This is a genomic window from Gracilibacillus salitolerans, from assembly GCF_009650095.1.
In the GTDB taxonomy this organism is placed as follows: Bacteria; Bacillota; Bacilli; order Bacillales; family Amphibacillaceae; genus Gracilibacillus; species Gracilibacillus salitolerans.
Window position 1 is genome coordinate 651,716 of the sequence record NZ_CP045915.1, and the last position, 17,515, is coordinate 669,230.

Below are 17,515 nucleotides of genomic sequence, written 5' to 3' on the forward strand. Positions count from 1 at the left end.
TGTTGGGCTATAGCCAAGCGGTAAGGCAACGGTTTTTGGTACCGTCATGCGCTGGTTCGAATCCAGCTAGCCCAGCCATTTTTTTGACTAAAAATAACTTAGATCATTCGTCATAAAGACGAATATACTATTCCTTCTCTTTGATCGATTCTTCACAAAGCGGATCTGAATAGGATTAAAAATGAAGCAGATGTAGTTGAGGATGCTTCTACTGTTTCTCTGATTCTACTATTAATGTAGTTTCTAAAACAGAAAGTGAGCTACCGTCGTGATTAACATTGCAGCAAGAGCCATTAGCTCAGTTGGTAGAGCATCTGACTTTTAATCAGAGGGTCGGAGGTTCGAATCCTCCATGGCTCACCATCTATATTCTATTTATATGGATAGCGAGCGGTCGTGGCGGAATGGCAGACGCGCTAGGTTGAGGGCCTAGTGGGAGGTAATCCCGTGGAGGTTCAAGTCCTCTCGACCGCATTAAAAAATAACTAAAAAACTATTGACTTAGTCATACGCGCTGTGTTATATTAGTAGATGTCGCTTTGATAAGCGCCCGTAGCTCAATTGGATAGAGCGTTTGACTACGGATCAAGAGGTTAGGGGTTCGACTCCTCTCGGGCGCGCCATGACCGGGAAGTAGCTCAGCTTGGTAGAGCACTTGGTTTGGGACCAAGGGGTCGCAGGTTCAAATCCTGTCTTCCCGACCAGTCGATCATATTGAAATATAAACAAATTAATTGTTAATCTTTATCTTTCGCGGGTGTAGTTTAGTGGTAAAACCTCAGCCTTCCAAGCTGATGTCGAGGGTTCAATTCCCTTCACCCGCTCCATAGTAAATGGGCCTGTAGCTCAGCTGGTTAGAGCGCACGCCTGATAAGCGTGAGGTCGGTGGTTCGAGTCCACTCAGGCCCACCATTTATACCATTGATCTTTGAAAACTGAACAAAACAACCAGTATGATTTTAAACATGAAACAAGCTAGCTTATAGAAGCGAGCGCAAGTCAACTTTATTGAGAGTTTGATCTTGGCTCAGGACGAACGCTGGCGGCGTGCCTAATACATGCAAGTCGAGCGCGGGAAGCAAAAAGATCTCTTCGGAGTGACATTTGTGGAACGAGCGGCGGACGGGTGAGTAACACGTGGGCAACCTGCCTGTAAGACTGGGATAACTCCGGGAAACCGGGGCTAATACCGGATAATACTTTTCTTCGCATGAAGGGAAGTTGAAAGATGGCCTTTGGCTATCACTTACAGATGGGCCCGCGGCGCATTAGCTAGTTGGTGAGGTAAGAGCTCACCAAGGCAACGATGCGTAGCCGACCTGAGAGGGTGATCGGCCACACTGGGACTGAGACACGGCCCAGACTCCTACGGAGGCAGCAGTAGGGAATCTTCCGCAATGGACGAAAGTCTGACGGAGCAACGCCGCGTGAACGAAGAAGGTTTTCGGATCGTAAAGTTCTGTTGTTAGGGAAGAACAAGTACCGTTCAAATAGGGCGGTACCTTGACGGTACCTATCGAGGAAGCCCCGGCTAACTACGTGCCAGCAGCCGCGGTAATACGTAGGGGGCAAGCGTTGTCCGGAATTATTGGGCGTAAAGCGCGCGTAGGCGGTTTCTTAAGTCTGATGTGAAATCTTGCGGCTCAACCGCAAGCGGTCATTGGAAACTGGGGAACTTGAGTGCAGAAGAGGAGAGCGGAATTCCACGTGTAGCGGTGAAATGCGTAGATATGTGGAGGAACACCAGTGGCGAAGGCGGCTCTCTGGTCTGTAACTGACGCTGAGGTGCGAAAGCGTGGGGAGCGAACAGGATTAGATACCCTGGTAGTCCACGCCGTAAACGATGAGTGCTAGGTGTTAGGGGGTTTCCGCCCCTTAGTGCTGCAGTTAACGCAATAAGCACTCCGCCTGGGGAGTACGGCCGCAAGGCTGAAACTCAAAAGAATTGACGGGGGCCCGCACAAGCGGTGGAGCATGTGGTTTAATTCGAAGCAACGCGAAGAACCTTACCAGGTCTTGACATCTTCGGATGTCCCTAGAGATAGGGAGTTCCCTTCGGGGACCGAATGACAGGTGGTGCATGGTTGTCGTCAGCTCGTGTCGTGAGATGTTGGGTTAAGTCCCGCAACGAGCGCAACCCTTGATCTTAGTTGCCAGCATTAAGTTGGGCACTCTAAGGTGACTGCCGGTGACAAACCGGAGGAAGGTGGGGATGACGTCAAATCATCATGCCCCTTATGACCTGGGCTACACACGTGCTACAATGGATGGAACAAAGGGCAGCGAAGCGGCAACGCATTAGCAAATCCCATAAATCCATTCTCAGTTCGGATTGCAGGCTGCAACTCGCCTGTATGAAGCCGGAATCGCTAGTAATCGTGGATCAGCATGCCACGGTGAATACGTTCCCGGGCCTTGTACACACCGCCCGTCACACCACGAGAGTTGGCAACACCCGAAGTCGGTGGGGTAACCTTTGGAGCCAGCCGCCGAAGGTGGGGCCAATGATTGGGGTGAAGTCGTAACAAGGTAGCCGTATCGGAAGGTGCGGCTGGATCACCTCCTTTCTAAGGATTAAAGGAACACCTTTTTTACAAGGTGCAAAAAACATACTGCGTTGTTTGGTTCAGTTTTGAGAGATCAATTCTCTTTATATTATGTACCTTGAAAACTAGATAAGAGTATGACAAGACATCAAACAAAACCAACGACTTTTTCATGCGTTAAGCATAGTAAGTATAGTTAAGTGAAGAAGGGCGCACGGTGGATGCCTTGGCACTAGGAGCCGAAGAAGGACGGGACAAACACCGATATGTCTCGGGGAGCCGTACGTAGGCATTGATCCGAGAATTTCCGAATGGGGAAACCCTCTACTCGTCATGGAGTAGAACGTACATCTGAATTCATAGGATGTACGAGGCAGACCCGGGGAACTGAAACATCTCAGTACCCGGAGGAAGAGAAAGCAAACGCGATTTCCCGAGTAGCGGCGAGCGAAACGGAATTAGCCCAAACCAAAAAGCTTGCTTTTTGGGGTTGTAGGACACTCCATTGGAGTTATCAAGAAACACATTAGACGAAGCGGTCTGGAACGACCCGCGACAGAAGGTAAGAGCCCTGTAGTCGAAAGTGTGTTTCCTCCGGAGTGGATCCTGAGTACGGCGGAACACGTGAAATTCCGTCGGAATCCGGGAGGACCATCTCCCAAGGCTAAATACTACCTAGTGACCGATAGTGAACCAGTACCGTGAGGAAAGGTGAAAAGCACCCCGGAAGGGGAGTGAAAGAGATCCTGAAACCGTGTGCCTACAAGTAGTCGGAGCCCTTTCATGGGTGACGGCGTACCTTTTGTAGAATGGACCGGCGAGTTACGATCCCCTGCAAGGTTAAGTGGAAGACACGGAGCCGCAGCGAAAGCGAGTCTGAATAGGGCGATATAGTAGGTGGTCGTAGACCCGAAACCGTGTGATCTACCCATGTCCAGGGTGAAGGTCAGGTAACACTGACTGGAGGCCCGAACCCACGTATGTTGAAAAATGCGGGGATGAGGTGTGGGTAGGGGTGAAATGCCAATCGAACACGGAGATAGCTGGTTCTCTCCGAAATAGCTTTAGGGCTAGCCTCAAGGGATGTATGTTGGAGGTAGAGCACTGATTGGACTAGGGGCCCTCACCGGGTTACCGAATTCAGTCAAACTCCGAATGCCAATCATATTACCTTGGGAGTCAGACTATGGGTGATAAGGTTCATAGTCGAAAGGGAAACAGCCCAGACCGTCAGCTAAGGTCCCCAAGTATACGTTAAGTGGAAAAGGATGTGGCGTTGCTTAGACAACCAGGATGTTGGCTTAGAAGCAGCCATCATTTAAAGAGTGCGTAATAGCTCACTGGTCGAGTGACGCTGCGCCGAAAATATACCGGGGCTAAACGTATCACCGAAGCTACGGATTGTTCTTCGAACAATGGTAGGAGAGCGTTCTAAGTGCAGTGAAGTCAGACCGTGAGGACTGGTGGAGCGCTTAGAAGTGAGAATGCCGGTATGAGTAGCGAAAAAGAAGTGAGAATCTTCTTCACCGAATGCCTAAGGTTTCCTGAGGAAGGCTCGTCCGCTCAGGGTTAGTCGGGGCCTAAGCCGAGGCCGAAAGGCGTAGGCGATGGACAACAGGTTGATATTCCTGTACCACCCAATTCCGTTTGAGTGATGGGGGGACGCAGAAGGATAAGGAATGCGCACCATTGGATGTGTGCGTCGAAGCAGTAAGAGCGTCAGATAGGCAAATCCGTCTGGCAAGCTTGAGCTGTGATCGGGAGGGAAATAGAGTACCGAAGTTCCGGATTTCACGCTGCCAAGAAAAGCCTCTAGCAAGGAAAAGGGTGCCCGTACCGCAAACCGACACAGGTAGGCGAGGAGAGAATCCTAAGGTGATCGGGAGAACTCTCGTTAAGGAACTCGGCAAAATGACCCCGTAACTTCGGGAGAAGGGGTGCTCCTTTAAGGAGGAGCCGCAGTGAAAAGGCCCAAGCGACTGTTTAGCAAAAACACAGGTCTCTGCGAAGCCGAAAGGCGAAGTATAGGGGCTGACACCTGCCCGGTGCTGGAAGGTTAAGGGGATGCGTTAGCATTAGCGAAGCGTTGAACCGAAGCCCCAGTAAACGGCGGCCGTAACTATAACGGTCCTAAGGTAGCGAAATTCCTTGTCGGGTAAGTTCCGACCCGCACGAAAGGTGCAACGACTTGGGCACTGTCTCAACGAGAGACCCGGTGAAATTATACTATGCGTGAAGATGCGCATTACCCGCGACAGGACGGAAAGACCCCGTGGAGCTTTACTGTAGCCTGATATTGAATGTTGGTACAGCTTGTACAGGATAGGTGGGAGCCTGAGAAACGTGAGCGCTAGCTTACGTGGAGGCGCCGGTGGGATACCACCCTGGCTGTATTGACCTTCTAACCCAGAACCGTGATCCGGTTCGGAGACAGTGTCAGGTGGGCAGTTTGACTGGGGCGGTCGCCTCCTAAAATGTAACGGAGGCGCCCAAAGGTTCCCTCAGAATGGTTGGAAATCATTCGTAGAGTGTAAAGGCAGAAGGGAGCTTGACTGCGAGACCTACAAGTCGAGCAGGGACGAAAGTCGGGCTTAGTGATCCGGCGGTACCGAATGGAAGGGCCGTCGCTCAACGGATAAAAGCTACCCCGGGGATAACAGGCTTATCTCCCCCAAGAGTCCACATCGACGGGGAGGTTTGGCACCTCGATGTCGGCTCATCGCATCCTGGGGCTGTAGTCGGTCCCAAGGGTTGGGCTGTTCGCCCATTAAAGCGGTACGCGAGCTGGGTTCAGAACGTCGTGAGACAGTTCGGTCCCTATCCGTCGTGGGCGTTGGAAGTTTGAGAGGAGCTGTCCTTAGTACGAGAGGACCGGGATGGACACACCGCTGGTGCACCAGTTGTTCCGCCAGGAGCATCGCTGGGTAGCTACGTGTGGAAGGGATAAGTGCTGAAAGCATCTAAGCATGAAGCCCCCCTCAAGATGAGACTTCCCATCTATTCGATAGAGTAAGATCCCTCAGAGACGATGAGGTAGATAGGTTCGAGGTGGAAGCATGGTGACATGTGCAGCTGACGAATACTAATCGATCGAGGACTTAACTATACATTTTGTTTGATCTTGTTCCATCACTCTTATCTAGTTTTTAGGGTATATCCCTTAAATATTATATGAAGTCTGGTAGCGATAGCGGAGAGGTCACACCTGTTCCCATGCCGAACACAGTAGTTAAGCTCTCCAGCGCCCATGGTAGTTGGGGCTCGCGCCCCTGCAAGAGTAGGACGTTGCCAGGCTTGTTTTAAAAAAATGTATGATCTATTTATTATTATCGCGGGGTGGAGCAGTCTGGTAGCTCGTCGGGCTCATAACCCGAAGGTCGCAAGTTCAAATCTTGCCCCCGCAACCAAAATTTTTTTGCTACGCTGAAATAATATCACTGTTAGAAAATAATTGTAGTGCCCAATGGGTGCAATCAAATTTGGTCCGGTAGTTCAGTTGGTTAGAATGCCTGCCTGTCACGCAGGAGGTCGCGGGTTCGAGTCCCGTCCGGACCGCCATTTTATGACTAACAAATAACAAAACCTTAAGTTTTGATACTTAAGGTTTTTTTGTTTGTCTAAAATGATTATAATAGATAAGGATCAAACTACGGAAAAGAGATGTTTCCTCTGTCCCCTTGTCCCATGTTTTGGTATGATGTGTGTATGTTGATGTGTTTGGAGGTGTGATTGTTGGAAGAATTTGATTTTATTCGCTCAATTAAGCCGGATTTTTATCGACAGTCTTCAGTGGTGAAGGGGATTGGTGATGATGCGGCGATTGTAAGACATACTAATAAAGATATTATTACGACGGTTGATACGATGGTGGAGAATGTTCATTTTTCTTCCAAGACAACCGAACCATTTCATATTGGTTATCGAGCATTGGCTGCTAATATAAGTGATATTGCAGCTATGGGTGGAATGCCTACATCGTATGTGGTATCTATTGCCATACCAGACAGCTGGTCTGCTGACGAGTTACAAGAGATTTATCACGGAATGGATGATCTGGCTAAAGTATTTAACATGGATCTTATTGGTGGTGACACTGTATCAGGTGAGCAGTTAGTCCTTTCAATTACGGTACTAGGGACTGTTTTAAAAGGAAAGGCTAGGTATCGCAGTGATGCACAGGAACATGATATAATCTTTGTAACTGGCACACTTGGTGATGCTGCTTGTGGTTTACATATATTATTGAATGCTTCTCAAACTGATCGGGAAAAGTATCGATATTTTATTGATCGCCATCGAATGCCAATGCCAAGGGTTTCTTTTATTAATCAGTGTGAAGCTATTAAGAGATTGTCTTTAAATGATATAAGCGATGGCATTGCAAATGAAGCAAATGAAATAGCGGTAGCTTCAGATAAAACACTACTCATTGAATATAATAAAGTACCAAGTCATCCACAACTATCTAATTTTTCCTCCGAACAACAATTCAATTGGATGTTATCTGGTGGAGAAGATTTTGAATTGATTGGAACTGTTTCAGAAAAAGACTGGGAGCAACTTGAGACGATAGCAATGAAAACAAATACCAAAATTTCAGCGATTGGAACTGTACGAAATGATTTGAAAAAGAATGGTACAGTATGGTTACAACATAATCATGAATCAAATAGATTAAAAAAATCGGGTTATACACATCTAAGAAGGTGAAATAATGAATCAATATATCTTCGAAACAAAAACAGAAGAAGAAACAAGACGTTTAGCAAATAAATTAGCTTTACTTCTACACCCTGGAGATGTACTCACACTAGAAGGCGATTTAGGTGCAGGAAAAACAACTTTCACAAAAGGTTTAGGTGTAGGCCTTGGTGTAAGGAGAACAATTAATAGTCCGACCTTCACGATTGTAAAAGAATATATGGGGGAAATCCCGTTATACCATATGGATGTTTATCGGCTGGAGAATAGTGAAGAAGACATTGGTTTTGATGAATATTTCAACGATGAGGCTATTACCGTTGTAGAATGGGCGCACTTTATAGAAGAATTTCTACCAGAAGACCGATTAGAGATTCAAATAAAAAGAATCGATGAACATACAAGGAAAATAATTTTCCATCCAATTGGTGGTCACTTTGATTCAGTATGTAAGGAGCTATATTCATGAATGTGTTAGCAATTGATACTTCTAATCAAGTATTAGGAGTCGCAATAAGTAAAGATGGGGAAGTGAAAACGGAATACACTGCGAACATTAAGCGTAATTACTCGGTTGGTTTAATGCCAGCAATAGATCATGTGATGCAAGAATCTCAGACAACTCCAGATCAATTAGACCGGATTGTCGTTGCGAAAGGTCCAGGTTCATATACTGGTGTTCGTATTGGGCTAGCTACAGCAAAAACAATGGCTTGGACACTAAACATTCCGATTGTGGCTATATCCAGTTTAGAATTATTGGCGCATAATGTACGCCAGCAAAATGTGCTCATCTCACCTTTTTTTGATGCACGTAGAGGATTAGTATATACAGGGTTATATGAAAGCAATTATGATCGGATTCATGTAAAGAAGGAAGATCAGAATATTTTAATGGAGCAATGGCTAGATGAATTACAAAGCTATCAAAAAACTGTTATCTTCTTAAGCCAGGATATCAAGCAACACCAAGGCTTGATTAGAAAAAAATTAGCAAAGTCCGCCATTTTCCCTCCTGCTATTGATCATCTTCCTCGCCCTGGTCAATTAGCTTTATTAGGTACACAGCGTAACGAAGACAATCTCCATGAGTTAACACCTAACTACATTCGTTTAGTTGAAGCAGAAGCAAATTGGTTAAAGGAACAAGAAAAAAATGGCTAAGATTCAATTTCGTAAAATGAAAGAATCAGATATAGAAGCGGTCAAAGGGATAGACGAACGCTCCTTTCCGATCCCATGGCCCGATGACATTTATGAAGAAGAACTAAATAAGAATCAATATGCACAATATTTTGTAGCCACCTTAAATGAAAAAGTGGTAGGCTTTTGTGGTTCATGGATGGTGTTAGATGAAGCACAAATAACAAATATTGCAATTGATCCAGCTCATAGAGGAAGGGGATATGGACAAGGATTATTTCAGTACTTAATTAATTATGCAGTTGCCCATGGCATTCGCCATTTATCTTTGGAAGTGCGTGTTTCCAATATAACTGCACAAAGAATGTATAAAAAGTTCGGGATGAAGCCAGGTGGAATCAGAAAAAATTATTACAGCGATAATCAAGAAGATGCTTTAGTATTGTGGGTGAATTTATGAGTGAATATATTTTAGGTATTGAGACGAGTTGTGACGAAACAGCTGCAGCAATTATAAAAGATGGTCGAGAAATTGTGTCGAATGTTGTAGCATCTCAAATTGAGAGCCATAAACGTTTTGGTGGAGTGGTTCCAGAAATAGCGTCTAGGCATCATGTCGAACAGATCACAATCGTGTTAGAAGAAACATTTGCAAAAGCAGGTTTAACCATGAAGGATATCTCTGCTGTTACTGTAACGGAGGGACCAGGTTTAGTCGGTGCACTATTGGTAGGTGTCAATGCAGCGAAAGGCTTAGCATATGCCCATCAAAAACCATTAGTCGGTGTTCATCATATAGCAGGACACATTTATGCTAACCGGTTGGAAAAGGAATTCGAATTTCCACTATTATCCCTAGTCGTTTCTGGCGGACATACCGAATTGATTTTGATGAAAGAACATGGTGACTTTGAAATTATTGGGGAAACAAGAGATGATGCTGCTGGTGAAGCGTATGATAAAGTGGCGAGAACATTGGAATTACCTTATCCTGGTGGTCCCAAAATAGATCAGTTAGCACATAAAGGTGAAACTAATATTGACTTCCCACGTGCATGGTTAGAAGAGAATTCATATGATTTCAGTTTTAGTGGTTTGAAGTCAGCAGTAATAAATACATTACACAACGCGAAACAAAAAGGTGAAACATTAAAACAAGAAGATGTAGCGGCAAGTTTTCAGGCAAGTGTTGTGGAAGTGTTAACGGAAAAAACCTTTCATGCTGCAAAACAATATGGTGTCAAACAAGTTGTTGTAGCAGGCGGTGTGGCAGCTAATAAAGGGTTACGAACAGCTATGCAGGCTAAGTTTCAGCAAGAAGACACAGTCGAATTACAATTTCCCACATTATCACTTTGCACAGATAATGCAGCGATGATTGCAGCAGCAGGATCTATTGCTTTCAAGCAAGGTCACCGTGCGCAATGGGATTTAAATGCAAACCCAAGCTTAAGCCTAGAAAGATACGCAAGAAGATCACGCTAGAACGCTAACACGTTCTAGCGTTTTTTCATGGTCTAGGATATTATAAAATTTGATCCTGTGGATAAAGGTGAGCGTGATGAGCCACGTCCAGCTTCAGCGCCCAGAAACTAGGCGACTTCACGAATCGCCCTACGATAAGTCATCATCGGCTCGCAAGCCTCACCGTGATTCCTTTATCTCAGTAGATTCTGAAGTCGCTACGTTTCTAATCGGGCGCTTGCGCTTTTGTTCTTCATGTAATTCCAGAAGGAGCGAAAGTAATCACTAATAATCCATAGTATTTTTTATCCACAATAAAATCTCTCTAAATGTGGACTGTTATATAAACCTTATGATATCAAGCTTTAATAATGATGGAAAACTGTGGATAAAATGGTGTGTGATTGTGGATAATGTGGACAAACATCTTAATAACTGATTTGCTAGTACTGAATAAGTGGATAAAGGTGTGTATAAATGAGGATAAGTAAAATAAAAAAGGGCATTATGCCTACTGTGCAAAATACCCTTTATGACTATTCGTGTAAACTTTCCCACTCTTCCATTAATATTTCCATTTGTGCCTTTAAGGAATCGTTTTTATTGGTCAGCTCCAATGCTTTTTCATGATCTTGGAAAACATCAGGATCACACAACATTCGATCCATTTCTTCCATTTCTAACTCAAGCTGTTCAATCTCATCTTCAATTTCCTTAATTCGACGCTCTTTTTTACGCTTTTCTTTTTTTTGCTGCTTTTCTTTTTCATAATTGGATTTTGTGTTATCCGTCGTCTCCTCTACGGTTTTCTTTTCTGCCTTTTTAAGTTCAGCCAGTTCCCGTTCCTCTTGTTTTTTATCTACATAGTAATCATAATCACCTAAGTAGAGGGTGGTTTTGTCAGACTGCATTTCCAGGACATGTGTGGCTAACTTATTAATAAAATAACGGTCGTGAGAGACGAACAAAATTGATCCCGGATAATCGATTAGTGCTGCTTCCAACACTTCTTTACTATCTAAATCCAAATGGTTGGTCGGCTCATCAAGTAGTAAGAAGTTTGCTTTTTCCATCATTAATTTGGCTAAGGCTAGTCTTGCTTTTTCTCCACCACTTAATGCCGATACGTTACGTAACACATCATCTCCGGTGAAAAGGAAGTTACCTAGAATGGTACGAATGTCTTTTTCATTCATACCCGGGTAATCATCCCAAAGTTCATTTAGAACCGTTTTCTTTGTATTTAATTGTGTTTGCTCCTGATCATAATAGCCAATCTGTACATTCGTTCCAAGTTGAATCTCCCCTGAAGCAGGATCTAACTGTCCGATGATCGTCTTTAATAAAGTCGACTTACCGACACCATTCGGTCCGACCAATGCAATACTATCCCCTCGTTCAATATGCAAATTAAGATTAGAAAAAATGAATGGGTCTGCCGATTGATAGTGGAATGCCAAGTCGTTAATTTTTAAAACATCATTCCCACTTCTCCGTTCAATGGAAAACGAGAACTTAGCAGAGCTCTCTTCGCCTGCTGGTCTGTCCATCACTTCCATTTTTTCTAGTTGTTTTCGTCTGCTTTGGGCCCGTTTTGTAGTAGATGCACGTACGATGTTCTTCTGGATGAATTCTTCCATCCTTTTAATTTCACTTTGTTGTTTCTCATAAAGCTTGAGATCACGGTCATAATTAGCAGCTTTTTGTTGTAAGTATTTACTATAGTTTCCGTGATATTTACTAGAGTGATGACGAGAGATTTCATAGACGATATTCACTGTTTTATCTAAGAAATAGCGGTCGTGAGATACGATAACGACAGCACCTTGATAACTGTTTAAATATCCTTCCAACCACGTTAACGTCTGTATATCCAAATGGTTGGTTGGTTCATCTAAAATGAGAATGTCTGGTTTTGTTAATAATAGTTTCCCTAAAGCTAATCTTGTTTTTTGTCCACCACTTAGCGTAGCGATCGAAGTTGTCCACATGCTTTCTGGAAAATCCAGACCATTTAACACGGCTTTAATGTCTGCTTCATATTGATAACCACCAGCAAGCTTGAAATCTTCCTGTTTTTGGTCATAACTGGCAAGAAGTTGCTCGTAGCGTTCCCTATCTGCAAGTAAGTCAGGCTCCCCCATTTGCTGTTCCATCCGTCGTAATGCTTTTTCTTCCTTTTGAAAATGTTCAAATATCTTGAGCATCTCATCCCAAATGGTTTCATTGGAATCTAAGCCAGAATGTTGAGCAAGATAACCTAAAGAAACCTCTTTCGGTTTATGAATTTCCCCTTCATCATAACCGAGTTGATTGGAAATAATATTTAAAAGTGTGGATTTACCAGCACCATTACGTCCAACAATAGCGATACGATCGTTCTTTTTTATCTCTAGTTTTATATTAGATAAGATCAGTTCTGCACCGAATCTTTTGGTTAAATTGTTTACTTGTAAATAAATCATCTGTTTTCACCTCTAATATATTAAGTGTATCGGAAAGCAGATACCACTGCAAGCACAGTTGGTTTTGGGTTAAGTGAATTATTTCACGACATTTACTAGCTTTTCTGTTAGAATAAAAAGTAAGTAAAAACATTCACAAATCCAACCGATCAATAGTAAGGGGAATGAATGATGATGAATCAAAATAAAATACCACAAGCGACAGCAAAACGTTTACCATTATATTATCGATTTTTAAATAATCTTCACATTCAAGGAAAATCCCGTGTATCTTCAAAAGAATTAAGTGATGCGATTAAAGTCGATTCTGCTACAATCAGACGTGATTTTTCCTATTTTGGTGCCTTAGGAAAAAAGGGATATGGCTATAATGTCGAATACTTGCTAGGCTTTTTCCGTAAGACATTGGATCAAGATGAAAATACGCCAGTTGCTCTAATAGGTGTTGGTAATTTAGGAACCGCTTTTTTAAATTATAATTTCACCAAAAATAATAATACAAAAATTGAAGTAGCTTTTGATGCAGACAAAGGTAAGGTAGGAAAAACGATTGGGAATATACAAATTCACCACATTGAGGATTTAGAAAATAATCTTGAAAATATTTCCGTTGCGATTTTGACTGTACCTGTATCCGAAGCGCAAAACATTACCGATCGTCTAGTAAAAGCGGGAATAAGCGGTATTTTGAACTTCACCCCGGCAAGAATTACCGTTCCGGAAAATGTACGCGTTCATCATATCGACTTAGCAGTAGAATTACAATCACTTGCCTATTTTATGAAGCATTATCCGTTAGAGAATGAAGGAGAAGAGTAAAAAGGAGAGAATAATCTTTCCTAATCGCGTATAAAAACTTATTCCATTACGAAATCATTCAAAACGGAGCTTGCCGCTTTAACCAGAAAAAAAGACTCGAGCTAAAAGCTCGAGTCTATTCTTTCTTATTCTCATTTGCTTTTTTAATGCGGAAGTGTAAATTTATTAATCTTACTGCAACTACAAAATCAATTGTTGCAAAGGTAGCTAATGCAATGGTAATAAAATTTAATACAGTCTCATCTGCCGATTGGATTGCGATATAGGTAAATAATGCGCCTAATGCAATGTAAAAAATGGCAGAACGTAAGGGTGAAATACGCATAATACTATTATCCTCCAATAAGAATCATCATTAATTGTTCCATTTGCTCCAATTGTCGTTCAAGTTCTTCTGGATCCACCGATAACTGTGCAATCACAGCGAAAGTATTAATTGACATGTGCGCAATAATGGGAACAATAATACGTTTTGTCTCTACATATAAGAAAGAAAATACCATTCCTACTGCTGTGTAAGTTAAAATGTGTTCGAAATCCATATGAACAGCTGCAAAAATCACACCAGATAACAGTGCGGCCAAAAAGAAATTCATTCTTTTATAAAGTGACCCAAAAATAGCTTTTCGAAACACGAGTTCTTCTAAAATAGGTCCGAACACGGAAATAATTACGATAAAAATTGGTGCTTGTCGTGCAACATTCATTAAGTCCATCGTATTTTCAGAACCAGGCTGTATGCCAAATACAAATGTTTCAATAGCAATCGCGACATATTGTGAAATCATGACTAAAATAAAACCAAGAAATGACCACAATATAATTGTCCAGACTTTTTTCTCCCTTGCTTGAAAGAAATCCTGCATTTCATCACGTAATACAATCAGAGAAATAACGAGTGCCACTGCGAAACTCATGACTGACCATGCGACGGAGAAAGTATCTCGATCTTCAATATATGGCAGAAACGGCAATGCTAATATACTGGAAAGCTGCATTGCAACATACGTTATGATCAAATAAATATATTTTCTTGGCAAAGTATAACGACTCCCTTAAACTCTTTTTAATGTCATGATACGTATTTTAACATAAATTTAGAATAAAATTGAAATACTTCGTCTACACATAGAATTATGTGAGTATTTTTCCGTGAAGTGAGACTCCCATAAGTGGAGGGGCTTACTCCAATTTATGGTTAGCGAAACTTATCAGGAAGTTAGCGTCCGTAATAAAATTTTTTTAGGAAAACGCTAGTAAAATACTTGCAAAAAAATATAGATTTCATTATTATAATAATTGTGTTAGCACTCCTCTTGATTGAGTGCTAATAATCAATAAAATAATGAATGAGAAAACCAAGGAGGTAAAAAAAGATGCTTAAACCATTAGGTGATCGTGTCGTTATTGAGCTTGTAGCACAAGAAGAAAAAACAGCGAGTGGAATTGTTCTTCCAGATTCTGCGAAGGAAAAACCACAAGAAGGAAAGGTTGTAGCTGTTGGTTCTGGTCGTGTAACAGACAATGGTGAGAAAGTGGCACTTGAAGTTGAAGAAGGAAACACTATTATTTTCTCTAAATTTGCTGGTACAGAAGTGAAATATGAAGGTAAAGAATACTTAATTCTTCGTGAGAGTGACATTTTAGCAGTAGTAAGCTAAGTAAAATAACGAAGAGCTTTAACGATAAATAGCATAACATTTTTCCAAATTTTAAGGAGGTTTTTTCAAAATGGCTAAAGAATTAAAATTTAGTGAAGACGCACGTCGCGCAATGCTTCGCGGAGTAGATACGCTTGCAAATGCAGTGAAAGTAACTTTAGGGCCAAAAGGTCGTAACGTTGTATTAGATAAAAAATATGGTTCACCACTAATCACAAATGATGGTGTAACCATTGCAAAAGAAATCGAATTAGAAGATAAATTCGAAAACATGGGTGCACAGCTAGTATCAGAGGTTGCTTCTCAAACAAATGATGTAGCTGGTGATGGTACAACAACTGCAACAGTATTAGCACAAGCAATGATTCAAGAAGGTTTGAAAAACGTTGCATCTGGTGCTAACCCAGTAGGTGTACGTCGAGGAATTGAAAATGCTGTTGAAATTGCGACTGAAGAACTTCGAAAAGTATCTAAGCCTATTGAAAGTAAAGAATCTATTGCACAAGTTGCTTCTATCTCTTCTGGTGATAACGAGGTAGGACAATTAATTGCAGAAGCAATGGAACGTGTAGGTAACGATGGTGTTATCACTATCGAAGAATCTAAAGGATTTAACACTGAGCTTGAAGTGGTAGAAGGTATGCAATTCGATCGTGGATACGCTTCTCCATACATGGTAACAGATCAAGACAAAATGGAAGCAGATCTTGAAGATCCTTACATTTTAATTACAGATAAGAAAATTAATAATATTCAAGAAGTATTACCTGTACTAGAGCAAGTAGTACAACAAGGTAAACCACTATTATTAATCGCTGAAGATGTAGAAGGCGAAGCGCTTGCTACATTAGTTGTAAATAAACTTCGTGGTACATTCAACGCAGTAGCTGTAAAAGCTCCTGGATTCGGTGACCGTCGTAAAGCAATGCTTGAAGATATTGCTGTATTAACTGGCGCTGAAGTAATTACAGAAGACCTTGGTTTAGAGCTTAAAAACACAACTATTGAGCAATTAGGTCGCGCTTCTAAAGTAGTGGTTACTAAAGAAAATACTACAATCGTAGAAGGATCTGGTGATCCAGAACAAATTTCTTCTCGTGTAGCACAAATTCGTGCACAAGTAGAAGAAACTACTTCTGAATTTGACAAGGAAAAATTACAAGAACGTCTTGCGAAGCTTGCTGGTGGTGTAGCAGTAGTTAAAGTTGGTGCTGCAACAGAAACAGAATTAAAAGAACGTAAGCTACGTATTGAGGATGCATTGAACTCAACTCGTGCAGCGGTTCAAGAAGGAATCGTTTCTGGTGGTGGTACTGCACTACTTAACGTTTACAAGCAAGTTTCTGAACTTAACCTTGAAGGTGACGAAGCGACTGGTGTTAACATCGTTCTTCGTGCACTTGAAGAGCCAGTTCGTCAAATCGCAGCAAACTCAGGACTTGAAGGTTCTATTATTGTAGAACGTCTAAAAGGTGAAAAAGTTGGAATTGGCTTCAACGCAGCAACTGGTGAGTGGGTAAACATGATCGATGCTGGTATCGTAGACCCAACAAAAGTTACTCGTTCCGCGCTTCAAAACGCTGCATCTGTAGCGGCTATGTTCCTAACGACTGAAGCTGTAGTAGCTGACTTACCAGAAGAAGACGCTGGTGGTGCCCCTGACATGAGTGGAATGGGTGGCATGGGCGGAATGGGCGGCATGATGTGATAGCTGCTTAGCCCCTTGATATATAAGTTTTTTTAAGTGTTTTGATAACAAAATGCTAACATTTTGCAAAATATAGTGCTTAATTTTAGATGCTTCTCATAAGTTGACAAAACTTTTGGGAAGCTTCTTTTTTCATTTCATGTGTTACATATAGATATACATTCTTCGTAATTTGATTATCGGTATGACCGTACCGTTCCGTAAATGTATTAGAAGTCGAGAAAAATAGCTCAAATCAAACATTTAACTATTAGATTTGTTTGATGGATGCTGATGGGAATATATCTTCCCGAAACTTTAAAGGATTAATGAATAAGAATAAGCCTAGAAGTATTCATCTAGGCTCTATTTTATTACGTACAAAAGGGATTGCTCAATTTCTTAATGAAGTAACAAAGTAGGAATGGTAAACAAAAAAGAAAAAAATACATTTGGAATTAACAATGAACACTATTTAGTTGAATCTTTGACAGTCTAGGTGAATAGCATATAGGCAGGAGGGGGGGATACATGTTATATGTTGTAAAGTCGGGTGACACACTAGCGGGTATTGCCGCGAGGTTGGGTACAACCGTTGGAGGTATATTGGAGGCAAATGTGATATGTAATCCAAACCTTATTTTTCCTGGTCAACCGCTTATTATGCCGGATCTAGGAATCGATTTGCCTAAATCAGGAGTATATCCCTACTATGTTATTCTCTATGGAGATACATTAGGTTGCCTTGCGAATCAGTTTTCACAAAGTATTGTGTCACTTGCTGCAGCCAACCAAATTAGAGATCCAAACCAAATATTTGCAGGCAGTGAACTATTAGTCCGATTCGAGCAACCTGATCCAGCTGTTTAACGAATGGAATCGGATTGGTGGTGTGCCATGTGAGGAGATATCTTCTCTCCAACCACATGGAATCTATTATCTTGGAACATTTCTATGGGAGGCACTAGGTGAGAGGGCGGTTCCTAATCTGTTACCTTTAGTAAGGCATTCATGTGATGCGGAACGTTT

12 protein-coding genes, 9 tRNA genes and 3 rRNA genes are annotated in these 17,515 nt (G+C 42.0%); 21 read left to right on the forward strand and 3 right to left on the reverse strand.

Features of this window, described 5'->3' with window-relative positions; genetic code table 11:
• The first annotated feature begins 3 nt into the window (after nt 1-3).
• The 17 genes from GI584_RS03290 (at nt 4) to tsaD (ending at nt 9,875) form a co-directional block, all read left to right on the forward strand.
• Nucleotides 4-78: transfer RNA gene (locus GI584_RS03290), tRNA-Gln, on the forward strand.
• Between the two features lie 209 nt (nt 79-287).
• Nucleotides 288-363 (forward strand) — tRNA-Lys (locus GI584_RS03295).
• Between the two features lie 27 nt (nt 364-390).
• Nucleotides 391-474, forward strand: a tRNA-Leu gene (locus GI584_RS03300).
• Between the two features lie 72 nt (nt 475-546).
• Nucleotides 547-623, forward strand: a tRNA-Arg gene (locus GI584_RS03305).
• 4 nt (nt 624-627) lie between these two features.
• Nucleotides 628-704 (forward strand) — tRNA-Pro (locus GI584_RS03310).
• Between the two features lie 49 nt (nt 705-753).
• A tRNA-Gly gene (locus GI584_RS03315) sits at nt 754-827 on the forward strand.
• 8 nt (nt 828-835) lie between these two features.
• Nucleotides 836-912, forward strand: a tRNA-Ile gene (locus GI584_RS03320).
• A gap of 92 nt (nt 913-1,004) precedes the next feature.
• Nucleotides 1,005-2,567: ribosomal RNA gene (locus GI584_RS03325) — 16S ribosomal RNA — on the forward strand.
• 173 nt (nt 2,568-2,740) lie between these two features.
• Nucleotides 2,741-5,652 (forward strand): 23S ribosomal RNA (locus GI584_RS03330).
• Between the two features lie 71 nt (nt 5,653-5,723).
• Nucleotides 5,724-5,840 (forward strand): 5S ribosomal RNA (rrf, locus tag GI584_RS03335).
• The 16S, 23S and 5S rRNA genes sit together here with 9 tRNA genes alongside, the layout of an rRNA operon.
• A gap of 36 nt (nt 5,841-5,876) precedes the next feature.
• Nucleotides 5,877-5,953, forward strand: a tRNA-Met gene (locus GI584_RS03340).
• 74 nt (nt 5,954-6,027) lie between these two features.
• Nucleotides 6,028-6,104, forward strand: a tRNA-Asp gene (locus GI584_RS03345).
• A gap of 174 nt (nt 6,105-6,278) precedes the next feature.
• A complete protein-coding gene (gene thiL, locus GI584_RS03350; protein ID WP_153790225.1) occupies nt 6,279-7,256 on the forward strand; it encodes a thiamine-phosphate kinase in 978 nt (325 codons plus the stop codon).
• Between the two features lie 4 nt (nt 7,257-7,260).
• On the forward strand, nt 7,261-7,716 hold the full coding sequence (tsaE, locus tag GI584_RS03355) for a tRNA (adenosine(37)-N6)-threonylcarbamoyltransferase complex ATPase subunit type 1 TsaE (RefSeq protein WP_100362047.1): 456 nt from the start codon (nt 7,261-7,263) through the stop codon (nt 7,714-7,716).
• Nucleotides 7,713-8,411, forward strand: a complete 699-nt coding sequence (gene tsaB / locus GI584_RS03360) for a tRNA (adenosine(37)-N6)-threonylcarbamoyltransferase complex dimerization subunit type 1 TsaB (protein WP_153790226.1) — start codon at nt 7,713-7,715, stop codon at nt 8,409-8,411. Before tsaE ends, tsaB begins: the two co-directional genes overlap by 4 nt.
• Nucleotides 8,404-8,850, forward strand: a complete 447-nt coding sequence (rimI, locus tag GI584_RS03365) for a ribosomal protein S18-alanine N-acetyltransferase (protein WP_153790227.1) — start codon at nt 8,404-8,406, stop codon at nt 8,848-8,850. Before tsaB ends, rimI begins: the two co-directional genes overlap by 8 nt.
• Nucleotides 8,847-9,875, forward strand: coding sequence for a tRNA (adenosine(37)-N6)-threonylcarbamoyltransferase complex transferase subunit TsaD (tsaD, locus tag GI584_RS03370; RefSeq protein WP_100362044.1), 1,029 nt, complete (start codon nt 8,847-8,849; stop codon nt 9,873-9,875). The genes rimI and tsaD overlap by 4 nt, the downstream gene beginning before the upstream one ends.
• Nucleotides 9,876-10,390: 515 nt before the next feature.
• On the opposite strand, the gene GI584_RS03375 is transcribed toward tsaD, so the two are convergent.
• Nucleotides 10,391-12,319, reverse strand: a complete 1,929-nt coding sequence (locus GI584_RS03375; protein WP_153790228.1) for an ABC-F family ATP-binding cassette domain-containing protein — start codon at nt 12,317-12,319, stop codon at nt 10,391-10,393.
• A gap of 171 nt (nt 12,320-12,490) precedes the next feature.
• On the opposite strand from GI584_RS03375, the gene GI584_RS03380 reads away from it, so the two are divergent.
• Nucleotides 12,491-13,138 carry a redox-sensing transcriptional repressor Rex gene (locus GI584_RS03380; RefSeq protein WP_153790229.1) on the forward strand — a complete coding sequence of 216 codons (648 nt, stop codon included), beginning with the start codon at nt 12,491-12,493 and terminating at the stop codon, nt 13,136-13,138.
• A gap of 115 nt (nt 13,139-13,253) precedes the next feature.
• On the opposite strand, the gene GI584_RS03385 is transcribed toward GI584_RS03380, so the two are convergent.
• On the reverse strand, nt 13,254-13,463 hold the full coding sequence (locus GI584_RS03385; RefSeq protein WP_153790230.1) for a YdiK family protein: 210 nt from the start codon (nt 13,461-13,463) through the stop codon (nt 13,254-13,256).
• Nucleotides 13,464-13,470: 7 nt separating this feature from the next.
• On the reverse strand, nt 13,471-14,178 hold the full coding sequence (locus tag GI584_RS03390; protein ID WP_100362040.1) for a CPBP family intramembrane glutamic endopeptidase: 708 nt from the start codon (nt 14,176-14,178) through the stop codon (nt 13,471-13,473).
• A gap of 336 nt (nt 14,179-14,514) precedes the next feature.
• Between GI584_RS03390 and groES the strand changes: the two genes are divergently transcribed.
• The 3 genes from groES (at nt 14,515) to GI584_RS03405 (ending at nt 17,356) form a co-directional block, all read left to right on the forward strand.
• The gene (groES, locus tag GI584_RS03395; protein ID WP_153790231.1) at nt 14,515-14,799 is read left to right on the forward strand and encodes a co-chaperone GroES; all 285 of its coding nucleotides are present in this window, start codon (nt 14,515-14,517) and stop codon (nt 14,797-14,799) included.
• Between the two features lie 70 nt (nt 14,800-14,869).
• Nucleotides 14,870-16,507, forward strand: a complete 1,638-nt coding sequence (gene groL, locus GI584_RS03400; RefSeq protein WP_100362034.1) for a chaperonin GroEL — start codon at nt 14,870-14,872, stop codon at nt 16,505-16,507.
• 510 nt (nt 16,508-17,017) lie between these two features.
• Nucleotides 17,018-17,356 (forward strand): LysM peptidoglycan-binding domain-containing protein, encoded by a 339-nt coding sequence (locus GI584_RS03405; protein WP_153790232.1) that lies wholly within the window; start codon nt 17,018-17,020, stop codon nt 17,354-17,356.
• Nucleotides 17,357-17,515: the final 159 nt, after the last annotated feature.